Origin of the sequence: Methylobacterium sp. PvR107, assembly GCF_017833295.1 — a bacterium.
GTDB lineage: Bacteria > Pseudomonadota > Alphaproteobacteria > Rhizobiales > Beijerinckiaceae > Methylobacterium.
On sequence record NZ_JAFIBW010000001.1, the window covers coordinates 5,507,344 to 5,523,417 of the forward strand.

Annotated in this window: 24 protein-coding genes; 9 read left to right on the forward strand and 15 right to left on the reverse strand. The window is 66.3% G+C overall.

Going from position 1 to position 16,074, the window contains the following annotated elements; all coding sequences use genetic code 11:
• Nucleotides 1–562: 562 nt before the first annotated feature.
• The 15 genes from rpsQ to rpsL form a co-directional block, all read right to left on the reverse strand.
• Nucleotides 563–829 (reverse strand): 30S ribosomal protein S17, encoded by a 267-nt coding sequence (rpsQ, locus tag JOE48_RS26020; RefSeq protein ID WP_210034080.1) that lies wholly within the window; start codon nucleotides 827–829, stop codon nucleotides 563–565.
• Nucleotides 830–850: 21 nt separating this feature from the next.
• Complete coding sequence (gene rpmC, locus JOE48_RS26025; protein ID WP_091719333.1) at nucleotides 851–1,066, reverse strand: 50S ribosomal protein L29; 216 nt, start codon at nucleotides 1,064–1,066, stop codon at nucleotides 851–853.
• A gap of 12 nt (nucleotides 1,067–1,078) precedes the next feature.
• A complete protein-coding gene (rplP, locus tag JOE48_RS26030) occupies nucleotides 1,079–1,492 on the reverse strand; it encodes a 50S ribosomal protein L16 (RefSeq protein WP_091719330.1) in 414 nt (137 codons plus the stop codon).
• 11 nt (nucleotides 1,493–1,503) lie between these two features.
• The gene (gene rpsC / locus JOE48_RS26035; RefSeq protein WP_210034081.1) at nucleotides 1,504–2,244 is read right to left on the reverse strand and encodes a 30S ribosomal protein S3; all 741 of its coding nucleotides are present in this window, start codon (nucleotides 2,242–2,244) and stop codon (nucleotides 1,504–1,506) included.
• Between the two features lie 10 nt (nucleotides 2,245–2,254).
• Nucleotides 2,255–2,641: a 50S ribosomal protein L22 gene (gene rplV, locus JOE48_RS26040; protein WP_012319191.1), complete on the reverse strand. Its 387-nt coding sequence runs from the start codon at nucleotides 2,639–2,641 to the stop codon at nucleotides 2,255–2,257.
• A gap of 1 nt (nucleotide 2,642) precedes the next feature.
• Nucleotides 2,643–2,921 carry a 30S ribosomal protein S19 gene (gene rpsS / locus JOE48_RS26045; RefSeq protein WP_192708807.1) on the reverse strand — a complete coding sequence of 93 codons (279 nt, stop codon included), beginning with the start codon at nucleotides 2,919–2,921 and terminating at the stop codon, nucleotides 2,643–2,645.
• 5 nt (nucleotides 2,922–2,926) lie between these two features.
• On the reverse strand, nucleotides 2,927–3,763 hold the full coding sequence (gene rplB, locus JOE48_RS26050) for a 50S ribosomal protein L2 (protein WP_020094256.1): 837 nt from the start codon (nucleotides 3,761–3,763) through the stop codon (nucleotides 2,927–2,929).
• 25 nt (nucleotides 3,764–3,788) lie between these two features.
• The gene (locus JOE48_RS26055; RefSeq protein WP_020094257.1) at nucleotides 3,789–4,085 is read right to left on the reverse strand and encodes a 50S ribosomal protein L23; all 297 of its coding nucleotides are present in this window, start codon (nucleotides 4,083–4,085) and stop codon (nucleotides 3,789–3,791) included.
• Nucleotides 4,082–4,702: a 50S ribosomal protein L4 gene (gene rplD, locus JOE48_RS26060; RefSeq protein WP_210034088.1), complete on the reverse strand. Its 621-nt coding sequence runs from the start codon at nucleotides 4,700–4,702 to the stop codon at nucleotides 4,082–4,084. Before rplD ends, JOE48_RS26055 begins: the two co-directional genes overlap by 4 nt.
• The gene (gene rplC, locus JOE48_RS26065; protein ID WP_210034090.1) at nucleotides 4,702–5,427 is read right to left on the reverse strand and encodes a 50S ribosomal protein L3; all 726 of its coding nucleotides are present in this window, start codon (nucleotides 5,425–5,427) and stop codon (nucleotides 4,702–4,704) included. Before rplC ends, rplD begins: the two co-directional genes overlap by 1 nt.
• Nucleotides 5,428–5,478: 51 nt before the next feature.
• A complete protein-coding gene (gene rpsJ, locus JOE48_RS26070) occupies nucleotides 5,479–5,787 on the reverse strand; it encodes a 30S ribosomal protein S10 (RefSeq protein WP_043351245.1) in 309 nt (102 codons plus the stop codon).
• A gap of 80 nt (nucleotides 5,788–5,867) precedes the next feature.
• Nucleotides 5,868–7,058 carry an elongation factor Tu gene (tuf, locus tag JOE48_RS26075; protein ID WP_210030226.1) on the reverse strand — a complete coding sequence of 397 codons (1,191 nt, stop codon included), beginning with the start codon at nucleotides 7,056–7,058 and terminating at the stop codon, nucleotides 5,868–5,870.
• Between the two features lie 58 nt (nucleotides 7,059–7,116).
• Nucleotides 7,117–9,192, reverse strand: a complete 2,076-nt coding sequence (fusA, locus tag JOE48_RS26080) for an elongation factor G (protein WP_210034093.1) — start codon at nucleotides 9,190–9,192, stop codon at nucleotides 7,117–7,119.
• A gap of 30 nt (nucleotides 9,193–9,222) precedes the next feature.
• Nucleotides 9,223–9,693, reverse strand: coding sequence for a 30S ribosomal protein S7 (gene rpsG, locus JOE48_RS26085; protein ID WP_007557567.1), 471 nt, complete (start codon nucleotides 9,691–9,693; stop codon nucleotides 9,223–9,225).
• 110 nt (nucleotides 9,694–9,803) lie between these two features.
• Nucleotides 9,804–10,175, reverse strand: a complete 372-nt coding sequence (gene rpsL, locus JOE48_RS26090; protein ID WP_007557568.1) for a 30S ribosomal protein S12 — start codon at nucleotides 10,173–10,175, stop codon at nucleotides 9,804–9,806.
• Between the two features lie 740 nt (nucleotides 10,176–10,915).
• On the opposite strand from rpsL, the gene JOE48_RS26095 reads away from it, so the two are divergent.
• The 9 genes from JOE48_RS26095 (at nucleotide 10,916) to rpsH (ending at nucleotide 16,058) form a co-directional block, all read left to right on the forward strand.
• Entirely contained in the window at nucleotides 10,916–11,719 is an 804-nt protein-coding gene (locus tag JOE48_RS26095) for an ABC transporter substrate-binding protein (RefSeq protein WP_210034095.1), read from the forward strand.
• Nucleotides 11,720–11,732: 13 nt separating this feature from the next.
• A complete protein-coding gene (locus tag JOE48_RS26100) occupies nucleotides 11,733–12,467 on the forward strand; it encodes an amino acid ABC transporter permease (RefSeq protein ID WP_210034097.1) in 735 nt (244 codons plus the stop codon).
• Nucleotides 12,464–13,153: an amino acid ABC transporter permease gene (locus JOE48_RS26105; RefSeq protein WP_210034099.1), complete on the forward strand. Its 690-nt coding sequence runs from the start codon at nucleotides 12,464–12,466 to the stop codon at nucleotides 13,151–13,153. The genes JOE48_RS26100 and JOE48_RS26105 overlap by 4 nt, the downstream gene beginning before the upstream one ends.
• Nucleotides 13,154–13,324: 171 nt before the next feature.
• Entirely contained in the window at nucleotides 13,325–13,702 is a 378-nt protein-coding gene (locus JOE48_RS26110; RefSeq protein WP_210034100.1) for a hypothetical protein, read from the forward strand.
• 362 nt (nucleotides 13,703–14,064) lie between these two features.
• Complete coding sequence (gene rplN, locus JOE48_RS26115; protein WP_010686182.1) at nucleotides 14,065–14,433, forward strand: 50S ribosomal protein L14; 369 nt, start codon at nucleotides 14,065–14,067, stop codon at nucleotides 14,431–14,433.
• On the forward strand, nucleotides 14,433–14,747 hold the full coding sequence (gene rplX, locus JOE48_RS26120) for a 50S ribosomal protein L24 (protein ID WP_012319178.1): 315 nt from the start codon (nucleotides 14,433–14,435) through the stop codon (nucleotides 14,745–14,747). The genes rplN and rplX overlap by 1 nt, the downstream gene beginning before the upstream one ends.
• Entirely contained in the window at nucleotides 14,740–15,306 is a 567-nt protein-coding gene (rplE, locus tag JOE48_RS26125; protein WP_210034101.1) for a 50S ribosomal protein L5, read from the forward strand. Before rplX ends, rplE begins: the two co-directional genes overlap by 8 nt.
• A gap of 40 nt (nucleotides 15,307–15,346) precedes the next feature.
• A complete protein-coding gene (rpsN, locus tag JOE48_RS26130) occupies nucleotides 15,347–15,652 on the forward strand; it encodes a 30S ribosomal protein S14 (RefSeq protein ID WP_210034104.1) in 306 nt (101 codons plus the stop codon).
• A gap of 10 nt (nucleotides 15,653–15,662) precedes the next feature.
• Nucleotides 15,663–16,058 (forward strand): 30S ribosomal protein S8, encoded by a 396-nt coding sequence (rpsH, locus tag JOE48_RS26135; protein ID WP_010686178.1) that lies wholly within the window; start codon nucleotides 15,663–15,665, stop codon nucleotides 16,056–16,058.
• Nucleotides 16,059–16,074: the final 16 nt, after the last annotated feature.

Consider the following 16,074-nt stretch of genomic DNA (forward strand, 5'->3'; position numbering starts at 1 on the left):
AGGACGTCCTCGCTGGTCTCGACGACATCGCTCAGGGCGAGATCGCAACAGACCGTGAGATGAAGGTTGTCTTCTGGCGGCTCCAACCCTGAGGTCGCACCGCTCCAGCGCCTCGCTCAGTCGCGTCTACAATCCACGACACTGGGGAGTCTCGGAGCGGCCATCCAATCCTCCACCGCGTCCCGAGGCGCAGGCCCGCAACGAAGGTCTCGAAGACGCCCTCCAGAACGCCCAGGATTCCCTGGAACCCTTCTTCGAGGCCCGCTTCACGCTCACCGCAGGCCGCGGGGAATGGGTTGGATCACCGACCACCGTGCCGCGAGGCCCCATCCGATACCGCGACTGACCTCTGTCGCGATCCAGAACAGGATGAAAGCTCGCGCGCGGCCATTGCTGCGAACGGCGCGATCTGACGTCCCACGCTGTACATCGCGGCCTTCGAACCATCGACGCCGCGAGAATGCGAAGGCCCCGCGTTGCCGCGAGGCTCCCACCAATCGTACGTGACCCAATCGTCGGCCCACGGCGCGCCGAGGCCCACGAGCCCCGACCGCAGAACCAATCAGGCCGCTTCGCCGGCTTCCGCCTGCACCGCCGTGTCGCCCTCGACCAGCTTCCAGGTCTTGGTCTTCGAGAACGGGCGGCACTCCTCGATGAACACCGTCTGCCCGACCTTGGCGGCATTCGCCTCGTCGTGGGCATGGTAGTTCTTCGACCGGCGCACGGTCTTCTTCATCACCGGGTGCGTGAAGCGACGCTCCACCTTCACCACGATGGTCTTCTCACCTTTGTCGCTGACGACGGTGCCCTGCAGGATGCGCTTCGGCATGGTTGTCTCCTAAAACCCGCCTCAGCCCTTGGCCTGCTGCAGCGTCTTGGAACGCTGCAGAGTCCGGACACGGGCGATGTCGCGGCGGACCTCACGGACGCGGGCGACGTTCTCGAGCTGGCCGGTAGCCCCCTGGAAGCGCAGGTTGAACTGCTCCTTCTTGAGGTTGATCAGCTCGTCATTCAACTGATCCGGCGACAGGGCCTTGAGATCAGACACTCGTTGGGTCGACTTCACGATATCCTCCGTTCAGTCGGCGATGCGCTGGACGACCCGCGTACGGATCGGGAGCTTCGCTGCGCCGAGGCGGAGCGCCTCCTTGGCGATGGCCTCGGCAACGCCGTCGACCTCGAACATGATCCGTCCGGGATGGACCCGAGCCGCCCAGTAATCCGGGGCGCCCTTACCGGAGCCCATGCGGACCTCGGTCGGCTTCGAGGAAACCGGCACGTCCGGGAACACCCGGATCCAGACACGGCCCTGGCGCTTCATCTCGCGGGTGATCGCGCGGCGGGCCGCCTCGATCTGGCGGGCGGTAACGCGCTCAGGCTCTACCGCCTTCAGACCGAACTGGCCGAAGTTCAGCTCGAAGCCGCCCTTGGCCGCACCATGGATGCGGCCCTTGAACTGCTTGCGGAAGCGGGTCTTTTTCGGTTGCAGCATGGCTTCCTACCTTACGCGTGCTCGCGGCGTCCGCGCTCGCGGCCGCCCTCGCCATCGCGCTCACGGCGTCCGCCGGAGCGGCCGCCCTCTTCCTGGGCCTTCTTGTCCTGGGCCATCGGGTCGTGCTCAAGGATCTCGCCCTTGAACACCCACACCTTGATGCCGCAGGTGCCGTAGGTCGTGAACGCCGTCGCGGTGCCGTAATCGACGTCGGCGCGCAGCGTGTGGAGCGGAACGCGGCCTTCGCGGTACCATTCCTGGCGGGCGATCTCAGCGCCGCCGAGGCGGCCCGAGCAGTTGATCCGGATGCCCTCGGCTCCCAGACGCATGGCCGACTGGACGGCCCGCTTCATGGCCCGCCGGAACGCGACGCGGCGCTCGAGCTGCTGCGCGATCGAGTCGGCCACCAGGGTAGCGTCGATCTCGGGCTTGCGCACCTCGACGATGTTGATGGTCACGTCGGCCTTGGTCATGGTGCCAACGAGCTTGCGGAGCTTCTCGATGTCCGCGCCCTTCTTGCCGATCACCACGCCCGGACGGCCCGAGTGGATCGTGACGCGGCACTTCCGATGCGGACGCTCGATGACGATCTTGGAGACCGCCGCCTGCTTGAGCTGCTTCATGAGGGCGGCGCGGATCGCGACGTCCTCGTGCATGAGCTTCGCATAGTCGCCCTTGGTGGCGAACCAGCGGGAATCCCAGGTCCGGTTGATGCCGAGCCGAAGACCGATCGGGTTGACTTTCTGGCCCATCAGTTCCTCCTCAAGCCGCTTCGGCTTGGCGGACTTCGCGAACCACGATGGTGAGGTTCGAGAAGGGCTTCAGGATACGCGCGCCGCGACCGCGGGCGCGGGCGTGGAAGCGCTTGAGAACCAGCGCCTTGCCTACGAAGGCCTGGGAGACGACGAGGTCGTCCACATCCAGATCGTGGTTGTTCTCGGCATTGGCAATGGCGCTCTCGAGGCACTTCTTGACCTCGGTCGAGATCCGCTTGCGGGAGAACTGGAGCTCGGCCAGGGCCGTGTCGACCTTCTTGCCGCGGATCATCTGCGCCACGAGGTTGAGCTTCTGCGGGCTGACGCGCAGCATGCGCGCGACGGCCTTCGCCTCGTTCTCGGGGAGCGCGCGGGGGGTGGCTTGCTTGCCCATCTCAGCGCCTCTTCGCCTTCTTGTCGGCCGCGTGGCCCGGGAAGGTGCGGGTCGGCGAGAACTCGCCGAACTTGTGACCGACCATTTCCTCGGACACGTAGACCGGGATGTGCTTCTGCCCGTTGTGCACACCGAAGGTGAGCCCGACGAACTGCGGGAGGATCGTGGAGCGGCGGCTCCAGATCTTGATGACCTCGGAGCGCGAGGAACCCCGCGCCGCCTCGGCCTTCTTGAAGAGGTAGCCGTCGACGAACGGCCCCTTCCAGAGAGAGCGTGCCATGGCGATTACTTCTTGCGGTTGTGGCGGCTGGACAGGATGAACACGTCGGTCCGCTTGTTGGACCGGGTCTTCTTCCCCTTCGTGGGCACACCCCAGGGCGTGACCGGGTTGCGGCCGCCCGAGGTGCGACCCTCGCCGCCGCCGTGCGGATGGTCGACCGGGTTCATCGCCACACCACGGTTGTGCGGGCGCTTGCCAAGCCAACGGTTGCGCCCGGCCTTGCCGAGCGAGATGTTCATGTGATCCGGGTTCGAGACCGCACCGACGCTGGCGAAGCACTGGCCGTGCACCAAGCGCTGCTCGCCCGAGTTCAACCGCAGCGTCACGTAGCCCTGGTCGCGGCCCACGATCTGCGCATAGTTGCCGGCCGAGCGGGCGATTGCGCCGCCCTTGCCGATCTTCAGCTCGACATTGTGGACGATCGTGCCCACCGGCATCGAGCCGACCGGTGCGGCATTGCCCGGCTTGATGTCGACGCTCTCGCCGGCCACCACCTTGTCGCCCGGCTGCAGGCGCTGCGGAGCGAGGATGTAGCTCTGCTTCCCGTCGGGGAAGTTGATCAGCGCGATGAACGCCGTGCGGTTCGGATCGTACTCGATCCGCTCCACCGTGGCGGCGACGCCGAGCTGCTCGCGACGCTTGAAGTCGACATTGCGCAGCACGCGCTTGTGGCCACCGCCGCGGAAGCGGACGGTGATGCGGCCGAGATTGTTGCGGCCGCCGGAGGACGACTTGCCCTCCGTCAGCGCCTTCACCGGCTTGCCCTTGTAGAGCTCACGGCGGTCGACAAGCACGAGCTGGCGCAGGCTCGGCGTGACCGGTTTGAATGTCTTCAAGGCCATCGGCTTGGATCCCTAAAACCCGTCCTCAGAGCCCGGTCGTGACGTCGATCGAGTGGCCCTCGGCCAGGGTCACGATCGCCTTCTTCACGTCGGAGCGCTGTCCGCGGAGGCCGCGGAAAATCTTCTTCTTTCCCTTGGTGACAAGGGTGTTCACGGCCGTGACCTTCACGTCGAACAGCTTCTCGACCGCCTCCTTGATCTGAGGCTTGGTCGCCTTGGGGGCGACGCGGAAGACAACCTTGTTCTGCTCGGTCAGGTTCGTCGCCTTCTCGGTAATAACCGGAGAGACAACGATGTCGTAGTGGCGCGGATCGGCACTCATTTGAAACGCTCCTCCAGCGCGTCGACGGCAGCCTTCGTCAGGACGAGCGTGTCGCGACGCAGGATATCGTAGACGTTGATGCCCTGCACGGGCAGCACGTCGATCTGCGGGATGGCGCGGGCGGCCCGGCCGAAATTCACGTCGACCTCGGCACCGCCGATGATCAGCGCGTTCGAGAGGCCCATCTTGCCGAAGCGCTCGACGAGACCCTTGGTCTTGTGATCCTCGATCTTGATGTCGTCCACGACGATCAGGGTCGAGGCCTTGGCCTTGGCCGACAGGGCGTGGCGCAGGGCCAGCGCCCGGACCTTCTTGGGCAGGTCGTGGCTGTGGTCGCGCACGACCGGACCGAAGGCCCGGCCACCGCCGCGGAACTGCGGCGCCGAGGCCGCGCCGTGACGGGCGTTACCGGTGCCCTTCTGCTTGTACAGCTTCTTGCGGGTCCGGTTCACGTCCGAGCGGTTCTGCACGGCGTGGGTGCCGGCGCGCCGCTTGGCGAGCTGCCAGCGGACCATGCGCTGCAGCAAGTCAGCGCGGGGCTCGAGACCGAAGATCTCTTCGTTCAGCTCGACTGAGCCGGCACCGGCGCCGTCGAGGGTTGTGATATCGAGCTTCATCACGCGGTCTCCTCAGCCGCAGCGGCCTCGGGAGCCGAGGCGGACGCGCCGTTCTCACGGAACTTGCCCGGCAGCGGAACATCGGCGGGGAGCTTGCGCTTCACCGCGTCGCGGATCTGGATCCAGCCGCCGGCGACGCCCGGCACCGCACCCTCGACCAGGATCAGGCCGCGCTCGGGATCGGTGCGCACGACACGCAGGTTCTGGGTGGTGACCCGCTCGACACCGAGATGGCCCGGCATCTTCTTATTCTTGAAGGTCTTGCCCGGGTCCTGACGGCCGCCGGTCGAACCGATCGAACGGTGCGAGATCGACACGCCGTGGGTGGCGCGCAGGCCGCCGAAGTTCCAGCGCTTGATACCGCCCGCGAAGCCCTTACCGGTGGTGGTGCCGGTCACATCCACGAACTGGCCGGGGATGAAGTGGTCTGCGGTGATCTCGGCGCCGACCGGGATCAGCGCGTCCTCGGACACGCGGAACTCGGCGAGCTTCTTCTTCGGCTCAACCTTGGCGACCGCGAAGCGGCCCCGCTCGGCAGCCGAGACGTTCTTGACCTTGGCCTTGCCGACGCCGACCTGCAGCGCGACGTAGCCGTTCTTCTCGACGGTGCGGTGGGCAACCACCTGGCACTGATCGATCTTGAGCACGGTGACGGGGACATGTTCCCCCGCGTCCGTGAAGACGCGGGTCATGCCGACCTTCTGTGCAATGACGCCTGAGCGCATAGGTTCTCTCCCTCGCGCGATGAAACGGTAAGCTCTAAGTCCTCAGCGGACTCAGAGCTTGATCTCCACGTCCACGCCGGCGGCGAGGTCGAGCTTCATCAGCGCGTCCACGGTCTGCGGCGTCGGATCGACGATATCGAGCACACGCTTGTGCGTGCGCATCTCGAACTGCTCGCGCGACTTCTTGTCGATGTGCGGCGAGCGGTTCACGGTGAACTTCTCGATATGCGTCGGGAGCGGGATCGGACCCCGGATGGTCGCGCCGGTGCGACGAGCCGTGGAGACGATCTCCTTGGTCGAGGCATCGAGGATGCGGTGATCGAACGCCTTCAGGCGAATACGGATGTTCTGACCGTTCATGATCCTGGAACCTTGAGAGGGACGGCGGGGTGTGCGGGGCCTGGACCCCGCCGCGCCCTGCTAAGGATGCTTGCTTGAGCTCAGTCGTTGATGGCGGCGACGACGCCGGCGCCGACGGTACGGCCGCCCTCGCGGATGGCGAAGCGCAGCTTCTCTTCCATGGCCACCGGCACGATCAGCACCACGTCCATGGTCACGTTGTCGCCCGGCATCACCATCTCGGTGCCCTCGGGCAGCGTGCAGATCCCGGTCACGTCCGTCGTGCGGAAGTAGAATTGCGGCCGGTAGTTCGTGAAGAACGGCGTGTGGCGGCCGCCCTCTTCCTTCGTCAGGATGTAGGCCTCGGCCTTGAACTTGGCGTGCGGCTTCACCGAACCCGGCTTGCACACGACCTGGCCCCGCTCCACGTCCTCGCGCTTCGTGCCGCGCAGCAGCACGCCGACGTTGTCGCCCGCCTGACCCTGGTCGAGCAGCTTGCGGAACATCTCGACGCCCGTCACCGTCGTGGTCTGCGTGTCGCGGATGCCGACGATCTCGACCGTCTCGCCGACCTTCACGATCCCGCGCTCGACCCGGCCCGTCACCACCGTGCCGCGGCCCGAGATCGAGAACACGTCCTCGATCGGCATCAGGAACGGCAGGTCGATCGGACGCTCCGGCTGCGGGATGTAGCTGTCCACGGTCGCCATCAGCGCCAGCACAGCCTCCTTGCCGATCTTCGGCTCCTTGTCCTCCAGCGCCATCAGCGCCGAGCCCTTGGTGATCGGGATGTCGTCGCCGGGGAAGTCGTACTTGGAGAGAAGCTCGCGCACCTCCAGCTCGACCAGCTCCAGCAGTTCCTCGTCGTCGACCATGTCGACCTTGTTGAGGAACACCACCAGCGCCGGGACGCCGACCTGACGCGCCAGCAGGATGTGCTCGCGGGTCTGCGGCATCGGGCCGTCGGCCGCCGACACCACCAGGATCGCCCCGTCCATCTGCGCCGCGCCCGTGATCATGTTCTTCACGTAATCGGCGTGGCCGGGGCAGTCGACATGCGCGTAGTGACGGTTCTGCGTCTCGTATTCCACGTGCGCCGTCGAGATCGTGATCCCGCGCGCCTTCTCCTCCGGCGCCTTGTCGATCTGGTCGTAGGCCGTGAACGTCGCCCCGCCCGTCTCGGCCAGAACCTTCGTGATCGCCGCCGTCAGCGACGTCTTGCCGTGGTCAACGTGGCCAATCGTGCCAATGTTGCAGTGCGGCTTGGTGCGGGAGAACTTTTCCTTGCCCATCAGAGCCTCCTAAAATTCGAATTCGCGTTGTGGGAGAACAGGTGCCTAGGCGTGAGCCTTAGGCGTACTTGGCGATGACCTTGTCGGCCTCGCCGCGCGGCACCTCTTCGTAGTGGTCGAACTGCATCGTGAAGTTGGCGCGGCCCTGCGAGAAGGAGCGCAGCTGGTTCACGTAGCCGAACATGTTGGCCAGCGGCACCATCGCATTGATGACGTTGGCGTTGCCACGCATGTCCTGGCCCTGGATCTGGCCGCGGCGGGAGTTCAGGTCGCCGATGACCGAGCCGGTATATTCTTCCGGCGAGACGACCTCGACCTTCATCACCGGTTCGAGCAGCACCGAGCCGCCCTTCTGCAGCGCCTCGCGGAAGGCGGCGCGGGAGGCGATCTCGAAGGCCAGCGCCGACGAATCGACATCGTGGTAGGCGCCGTCGATCAGCTCGACCTTCACATCCACCACCGGGAAGCCGGCGAGCACGCCCGCACCGAGGACCGAGTTGAGGCCTTTCTCGACGCCCGGGATGTATTCCTTCGGCACCGCGCCGCCGACGATCTTCGACTCGAAGGCGAAGCCGGCACCCGGCTCGTTCGGCTCGACCACGAACTTCACGCGGGCGAACTGACCGGTACCGCCGGTCTGCTTCTTATGCGTGTAGTCGATCTCCTGACGGCGGGTCAGCTTCTCGCGGTAGGCCACCTGCGGCTGGCCGATATTCGCGTCGACCTTGTAGGTGCGGCGCAGGATGTCGACCTTGATGTCCAGGTGGAGCTCGCCCATCCCCTTGAGGATGGTCTGACCGGATTCCTGGTCGGTCGAGACGCGGAAGGACGGATCCTCGGCGGCGAGCTTCGCGAGCGCGATGCCGAGCTTCTCCTGATCGGCCTTCGACTTCGGCTCGACGGCGATCTCGATGACGGGCTCGGGGAATTCCATCTTCTCGAGGATCACGGCCTTCTGCGAGTCGCAGAGGGTGTCGCCCGTGCGGGTATCCTTGAGGCCGGCCAGGGCGACGATGTCGCCGGCAAAGGCCTCCTTGATGTCCTCACGGTTGTTGGCGTGCATCAGCAGCATGCGGCCGACGCGCTCTTTCTTGTCGCGCGACGAGTTGAGCACGTTGGCGCCCGAATCGACCTTGCCCGAATACACGCGGCAGAAGGTGATCGTGCCGACGTGGGGATCGTCCATGATCTTGAAGGCGAGCATGGAGAAGGGATCCGAATCCGTCGGGTGACGGACGGTCTCTTCCTCGGTCTTGAAGTCGATGCCCTTGATCTCGCCGCGATCGGCCGGGGAGGGCAGGAAGTCGACGACGGCGTCGAGGAGCGGCTGCACGCCCTTGTTTTTGAACGCCGAGCCGCAGAGAACGGGATGGAAGGCACGCAGCTGCACGGCCTTGCGCACCAGGGTGCGCATGGTCGCCTCATCCGGCTCGGTGCCGTCGAGGTAGGCCGACATCGCCTCGTCGTCGAGCTCGACGCAGGCCTCGACCAGCTTGGTGCGGTACTCGACCGCTTGGTCCTTCAGGTCGGCCGGAATCTCGACCTCGTCGAAGTTCGCGCCGAGCGCCTCGCCCGACCAGACGATCGCCTTCATCTTGATGAGGTCGATGACGCCCTGGAAGTTGGACTCGGACCCGATCGGGAGCTGGAGGCAGACCGGCTTGCCGGCGACACGGTCGATGATGTCGGCGACGCACTTGAAGAAGTCGGCGCCGATCTTGTCCATCTTGTTGACGAATACGACGCGCGGCACGTCGTACTTGTCGGCCTGACGCCACACGGTCTCGGTCTGCGGCTCGACGCCCTGGTTGCCGTCCAGCACGCACACGGCGCCGTCGAGCACGCGCAGCGAACGCTCCACCTCGATGGTGAAGTCGACGTGGCCGGGCGTGTCGATGATGTTCAGGCGCTTGTCGCGCCAGAAGCACGTCGTCGCGGCGGACGTGATCGTGATGCCGCGCTCCTGCTCCTGCTCCATCCAGTCCATGGTGGCGGCGCCCTCATGGACCTCGCCGATCTTGTGGGACTTTCCGGTGTAGTAGAGGATCCGCTCCGTGGTCGTGGTCTTGCCGGCATCGATGTGGGCCATGATGCCGAAGTTGCGGTAGTCCTCGATCGCGTGCGTGCGGGGCATAGGATTGCTCCTGAGAGGCGGCGGAACCGCTTACCAGCGGTAGTGCGAGAAGGCGCGGTTGGCTTCCGCCATCCGGTGCGTGTCTTCCCGCTTCTTGACGGCGTTGCCGCGGTTGTTCGCGGCGTCGAGCAGCTCGGCGGACAGGCGCTCGATCATGGTCCGGTCGTTGCGCGAGCGGGCAGCCTGGATCAGCCAGCGGATGGCCAGCGCCTGGCGCCGCTCGGTGCGGACCTCGACCGGGACCTGGTAGGTCGCGCCGCCGACGCGGCGGGAGCGCACCTCGATCATCGGGGCGACGTTGTCGAGCGCGGCGCGGAAGACCTCGATCGGGTTGGCGCGGGCGCGGTTCTCGACGATGTCGAAGGCGCCGTAGACGATCCGCTCGGCGGTCGACTTCTTGCCCTCGTACATGATCGAATTCATGAACTTCGTCAGCACCACGTCCCCGTACTTCGGGTCGGGGATGATCTCGCGCTTCTCGGCTGAGTGACGACGGGACATTGGGTTCAGCTCTCGAACAATATGGTCTTAAGCGCCCCGCGCAGGCCACCTGGGCCCGAGGGCCGGCGGCATCCTTACGAGGCCGTGGAAATCGTCGTCCGAAGCGAAACTTACTTCGGACGCTTGGCGCCGTACTTCGACCGGCGCTGCTTGCGGTTCTTCACGCCCTGCGTATCGAGCACGCCGCGCAGGATGTGGTAGCGCACGCCCGGAAGATCCTTCACGCGGCCGCCGCGGATCATGACCACGGAGTGCTCCTGAAGGTTGTGGCCCTCACCCGGGATGTAGCCGATCACCTCGAAGCCGTTGGTCAGACGGACCTTGGCGACCTTGCGGAGCGCCGAGTTCGGCTTCTTCGGGGTCGTCGTGTAGACGCGGGTGCAGACGCCGCGCTTCTGCGGGCAAGCGTCGAGCGCCGGAACCTTGTTGCGGCTCCGCTGGATCTTCCGCGGCTGGGCGATCAGCTGGTTGATCGTCGGCATCCTGTGCCCTCTTCCTCGGTCACCTAGGCCGGACCGCGAAGAGCAGTCCGCAATACGAATATGCGCCGGAGGGCTGGTCAGAGCCCCTCGGCGCGGTGTGGGCAGAGGAGCACGCCCGACAACGGACGCGCTCGTACCTACGGATCTGACTTAGAGCGTCAGGCGATTTGAACCCTCGGAGCGCGCGGGGCGATGGCGGCGGCTTCCAGGGCTGAGCCCAAGGGCCGTCGGCAGCCAATGGCCGTCCGAAGTGGCGCGCTTCTAGACGCGGTTGCCCCGCAGGTCAATGCATCGGCCTCAGAAATCTGCGCCGCGCAGGAGGTTAAGGTTCGGTCAAGGCGTGGCCCAGGCGCGAGAAGACCATGTTTCGGCCCACAGGATCCGTGGCGGGCGCCGGCGCGGCAAACCCGACGGTTCGATCCGGCGGGCGATGTCGGAAAGTTCTCATGAATCGCGACTCCCGAGAGGGAAGAAGATCCACAGCATCCCTGCTTGACCGCATGGCATTCCGTTCTCTTACGCTCCGCAAGAATGAAAAGCTTGACCGTTGATTCCCGGTGGCCTCTCGGAGAACCATGCGGTGGATCGCCGGGACACGGCGCGGAATCCTTCAGCGGATCCCCGCACATACCGTTCCCTGCAATCGATCCTCTTCGCCCCGTGCGTCCGAGCGGGATGCGGCACGCCCAAACCTTGAGCGTGAATCCCGCCCGACGCCGAACCGGCCCTGGGAGTTTTGTGTGCGCCGCCTCTTCGCTTTCGCCCTCGCATCCCTCCTGTCGATCGGCGCGGCTCAAGCCGACCGCCTCGACGATATCAGGAAAGCGGGACTCCTTCGGGTCGCGTCCTTCGACAGCAACCCGCCCTTCGGCTACGTCGATCCGGCCACCAAGCAGATCGCCGGGCTCGACGTCGACTTCGCCCAGGCCATCGCCGACAAGATCGGCGTGAAGCTGGAGGCCCGCCCGACCAATCCGGCCAACCGCATCCCGCTTCTGACCTCCGGCAGGGTCGATCTCGTGCTGGCGAACTTCACCGTCACGGAGGAGCGCGCCAAGCAGCTCGACTTCAGCATCCCATACTTCGCCTCGGGCCAGCAGTTCCTGACCAAGAAGGGCACGCTGTCGTCGCCTGATCAGCTGAACGGCCTGCGCATCGGTGCCGACAAGGGCACCGTCAACGAGATCGTGCTGCGCCGGGACTTCCCGAAGGCCACGGTCGTTGCCTTCGACGACACGCCCTTCGCCTTCACGGCCCTGCGCAACGGCAACGTCCAGGCGATCACCCAGGACGGGCCTAAGCTCGTCGGGCTGCTGGCGAAGGTGCCGGACCGGCAGAACTACGAGATCCCACCCTTCAGCATATCCAACGACTATATCGGCGTCGGCATCCCGAAGGGAGAAACCCGGCTGCGGGATTTGGTGAACGAGACTCTGCGGGAGCTGGAGAAGAGCGGCAAGGCAGCGGCGATCTACGACCGCTGGTTCGGCCCGAACACCGAGCAGCCGCTGCCGCGCCTGTTCCGGATCGGGGAGCACGACTGAGCGGATCGGCGCCGTGGGTCCGTTCGGCGACCTTCTGGCGCCGCGCTATCTCATCTGGCTGCTGCAGGGCTTCGGGGTCACCCTGGCCCTGTCGGCAGCCGTGTGCCTCGTCGGCACGGTATTGGGGCTTGCGGCGTGCTGCCTGCGGGAGGTGGGCGGCCCCATGGCGCGACGTGCCGTGGCGGGCTTCGTCGGCCTCGTGCGCAACACGCCGCTGCTGGTCCAGCTCTTCGTCTGGTACTTCGCGGTCGCGGCGCTGCTGCCGAGCGGCGTGACGGTCTGGCTCAATACCCCGCGCGTCCTCGACCTCGGACCGGTCGCCCTGCGCTGGCCCGCCTACGAGACGCTCGCGGGCTTCGCCGGACTGACCATCTACGCGGGCGCCTATATCGCCGAGGAAGGTCGTGCCGGCATCAACGGTGTACGGCCGGGCCAGCGCACGGCAGCCCTCGCTCTGGGACTTACGCCGGTCCAGTCCTTCCGCCACATCGTCCTGCCGCAGGCCCTCCGCGTCGCGTGGCTGCCGATCGTCGGCCAGTACCTGAACACGATCAAGAACACGTCGCTGACCATGACGATCGGCCTCGCGGAATTGTCCTACGCGTCCCGGCAAGTCGAGACGGAGACGTTCAAGACCTTCCAGGCCTTCGCAGTCGCGACGCTTCTCTATCTCGGCGCGGTCGCCTTGGTGGAGGCGGTCGGGCAGGCCCTGGTCTGCCGCCCGACGCTGCCGGATTCGCGCACATGAACCGCGCGGTCATCACCGACAATCTCGGCTACCTGCTGGTCGGGGCCTGGCCCGACGGGCCGATCGGCGGGCTGACGTTGACGTTGATTCTCTCCAGCCTGTCCGGTCTCGCTTCGGCGGTGCTCGGACTGATGTTCGGCATCGGGCTCGCGATGAGCGCGGGCGCGGCGCGGCGGGCACTGGTCCTCGGTCTCGGCTTCTTCCGGGCGATTCCGATCGTGATGCTGATCTTCTGGAGCTACTTCCTGCTGCCGATCCTGTTCGGCGTCTTCGCTCCGGAGATCGGGACCGTCGTGACGGCGCTCTCGCTCGTCGGCGGCGCCTATCTCGCCTACGGGGTGGCGGCCGGGATCGCGAGCATCGGAAGCGGCCAGTGGGCGGCAGGCCTGGCGCTCGGCTTCGGCCGCTGGCAGGTCTTGCGCGTCATCGTCCTGCCGCAGGCCGTGCGCGCCATGGCGCCGTCCTTCGTCAATCAATGGACCGCGCTGATCAAGGACACGTCGCTCGCCTACGTGATCGGCGTGCCCGAGCTGTCCTTCGTGGCCGCGCAGGTGAACAACCGCGCCATGGTCTACCCGGCTGAGATCTTCCTCTTCGTCGGGGTTGTCTACGCCGGGCTGTGCGCCTCCCTCGACGCCCTGGCGTCCTGGCTAGCACGACGCTCGAATTCCGCGGCTCCAGCGTGACTCACCGTGCGGGCGACGCGGCACATCCTGCCGAGCTGTCGCGGCACGGCGTGCCGGATCGGGGCAGGACGGCGCCGTCACGGTCTACGGAAGATTAAAGCGAACCGTCGAAACGTCGCGATCATCGGTTGGCCGCAAGGTCGCCGTGGGTTTGGGTCGAGGATGTTGCGTATGGGTTGCGTCGCGGTCAGCAACGTCGTGCCGTTCCGACGGGCGGTCCCCGTCCAAGTGCCCGGCGAGCGCGAGGCGCGCCACCGCCGTCGCAGCGAGCAGCGTTCGCTACTCGACGCGGTCTACGCCACCGGCAGCCTGATCATCGCGGCAGAGGACCGCGCGATGAAGCTGACGGCTTCGCGCCTGCAGGTGTACGGGTTCCTCGGGATCGAGGAGATGGCCGAAGACGGTACCGTGCGGCGGCTCCGCCCGTCCGAGGCGATTCGCGCCCGTGCAGAGCGCCCCTGGCGCCTGTCGAAGCCCGCCTGTGGCGGCGCCGTCACCATCCCGAGCCTCGACGGCTTCCTGTTCGAAACCGCCGGCCAGCCGGCCTGATTCTGGCCTATCCGAGCGGGCCTTCGACCGGCGTGCGCAACGGCGCGCCGGTCGTTTTGCGTGGGCGCGATCGTCCCGGTCCGTCCCAAACCAGATCTCCTGGCGCGTTCAGCGCGCAGCTGCGGCGCCGAGAATTCCCGCCGCTCCGCTTGCCATCGCCGGCCGTCCGTAGTATCCGCCCGGCCTTCGCGACATTCCCGATGGGTGCTCGCACCCTGTGAACGCGGTGACCGCGCCGGTGTCCCAAGACACCGCCAGCGCGGTTGAACACATGAGCCGGGGACTTTGGTCCCCATCAGGCGTCGTCCGCCGGGCAATACCGCCCGCGTGCGGAAACCCGCCTGAAACAAGGAGTCACGCACGTGATCCAGATGCAGACGAATCTGGACGTCGCCGACAACTCGGGTGCACGCCGTGTGATGTGCATCAAGGTTCTCGGCGGGTCGAAGCGCAAGTATGCCGGCGTGGGCGACGTGATCGTCGTCTCCGTCAAGGAGGCGATCCCGCGCGGTCGCGTCAAGAAGGGCGACGTCATGAAGGCGGTCGTCGTCCGCACCGCCAAGGACGTGAAGCGCGCCGACGGTTCGGTCATCCGCTTCGACAAGAACGCGGCCGTTCTGATCAACAATCAGAAGGAGCCGATCGGCACCCGCATCTTCGGACCGGTGCCGCGCGAGCTGCGCGCCCGCAACCACATGAAGATCATCTCCCTGGCTCCGGAGGTGCTGTGATGGCTGCCAAGATCAAGAAGGGCGACAAGGTCGTCGTGCTCACCGGCCGCGACTCGGGCCGGTCGGGCGAGGTCATCCAGGTTCTGCCGAAGGAAGGCCGGGCCTTCGTGCGCGGCATCAACCTGGTCAAGAAGCACCAGAAGCAGACCCAGAACCAGGAAGGCGGCATCATCTCCAAGGAGGCCGCCATCCAGCTCTCGAACATCGCGGTCGCCGACGCCAACGGCAAGCCGACCCGCGTGGGTTTCCGCATCCTCGAAGACGGGCGCAAGGTCCGGTTCGCCAAGACCACGGGGGATCAGATCGATGGCTGAGGCCGACAAGAACGCCTACTCCCCGCGCCTGCGCAAGCACTACGAGGAAGTGGTGCGCCAGAAGCTCATCGAGGAGTTCGGCTACAAGAACCCGATGGAAGTGCCCCAGATCACCAAGATCGTGATCAACATGGGCGTCGGCGAGTCCACCGCGGACTCCAAGAAGGCCTCAGTGGCGGCGGGCGACCTCGCCCTGATCGCCGGCCAGAAGCCGGTCATCACCAAGGCCCGCAAGGCCATCGCGACCTTCAAGGTCCGCGAGGGCATGCCGATCGGCTGCAAGGTGACCCTGCGCAAGCAGCGCATGTACGAGTTCATGGACCGGCTGATCACCATCGCGTTGCCGCGCGTGCGCGACTTCCGCGGCCTGAACCCGCGCTCGTTCGACGGCCGCGGCAACTACGCGCTGGGTCTCAAGGAGCACCTCGTGTTCCCGGAGATCTCCTACGACAAGGCCGAACAGACCTGGGGCATGGACATCGTCGTGGCGACCACCGCGAAGACCGATGCCGAGGCCAAGGCCCTGCTCGCCGCCTTCCAGTTCCCGTTCCGGCAGTGAAGCCCTCGGGCTTCAGACGCGGACACCGGAGATAGACCTTATGTCGAAGAAAAGCTCAGTCGAGAAGAATGAGGCCCGCAAGGCGCTGGTGAAGCGCTTCGCGGCCAAGCGGAAGGCGCTCCTCGAGATCGCCAACAACGATGGCCTCGAGATGGAGGAGCGCTTCGAGGCGCGCCTCAAGCTCGCGGAACTGCCGCGCAACTCGTCGGCCACCCGCATCCGCAATCGCTGCGGCATGACCGGCCGTCCGCGCGCCTTCTATCGCAAGATGGGAATCTCGCGCGTGGCGCTGCGCGAGCTTGGCAACCGGGGCCTGATCCCCGGCCTGGTCAAGTCGAGCTGGTAAGGAGGTCCCCATGGTCAACGATCCCGTGGGCGACATGCTCACCCGCATCCGCAACGGCCAGCTGCGCCGTCGCAACGTCGTCCAGACGCCCGGCTCGCGACTGCGCGCCAGCGTCCTCGACGTGCTGAAGTCCGAGGGCTACATCCGCGACTACGCGGCGACCGACCTCGGCAACGGTCGCACCGAGTTCGCCATCGAGCTCAAGTACTACGACGGGCGCCCCGTGATCCGAGAGATCAAGCGCGTCTCGAAGCCGGGCCGCCGGGTCTACTCGTCGGTCGGCGAGCTGCCGCACGTGGCCGACGGCCTCGGCGTCACCATCGTCTCCACCCCGCAGGGCGTCATGGCCGACCACGAGGCGCGCGAGCGCAACGTCGGCGGTGAAGTGCTCTGCACCGTGTTCTGATCGGGGCATAAGGAGG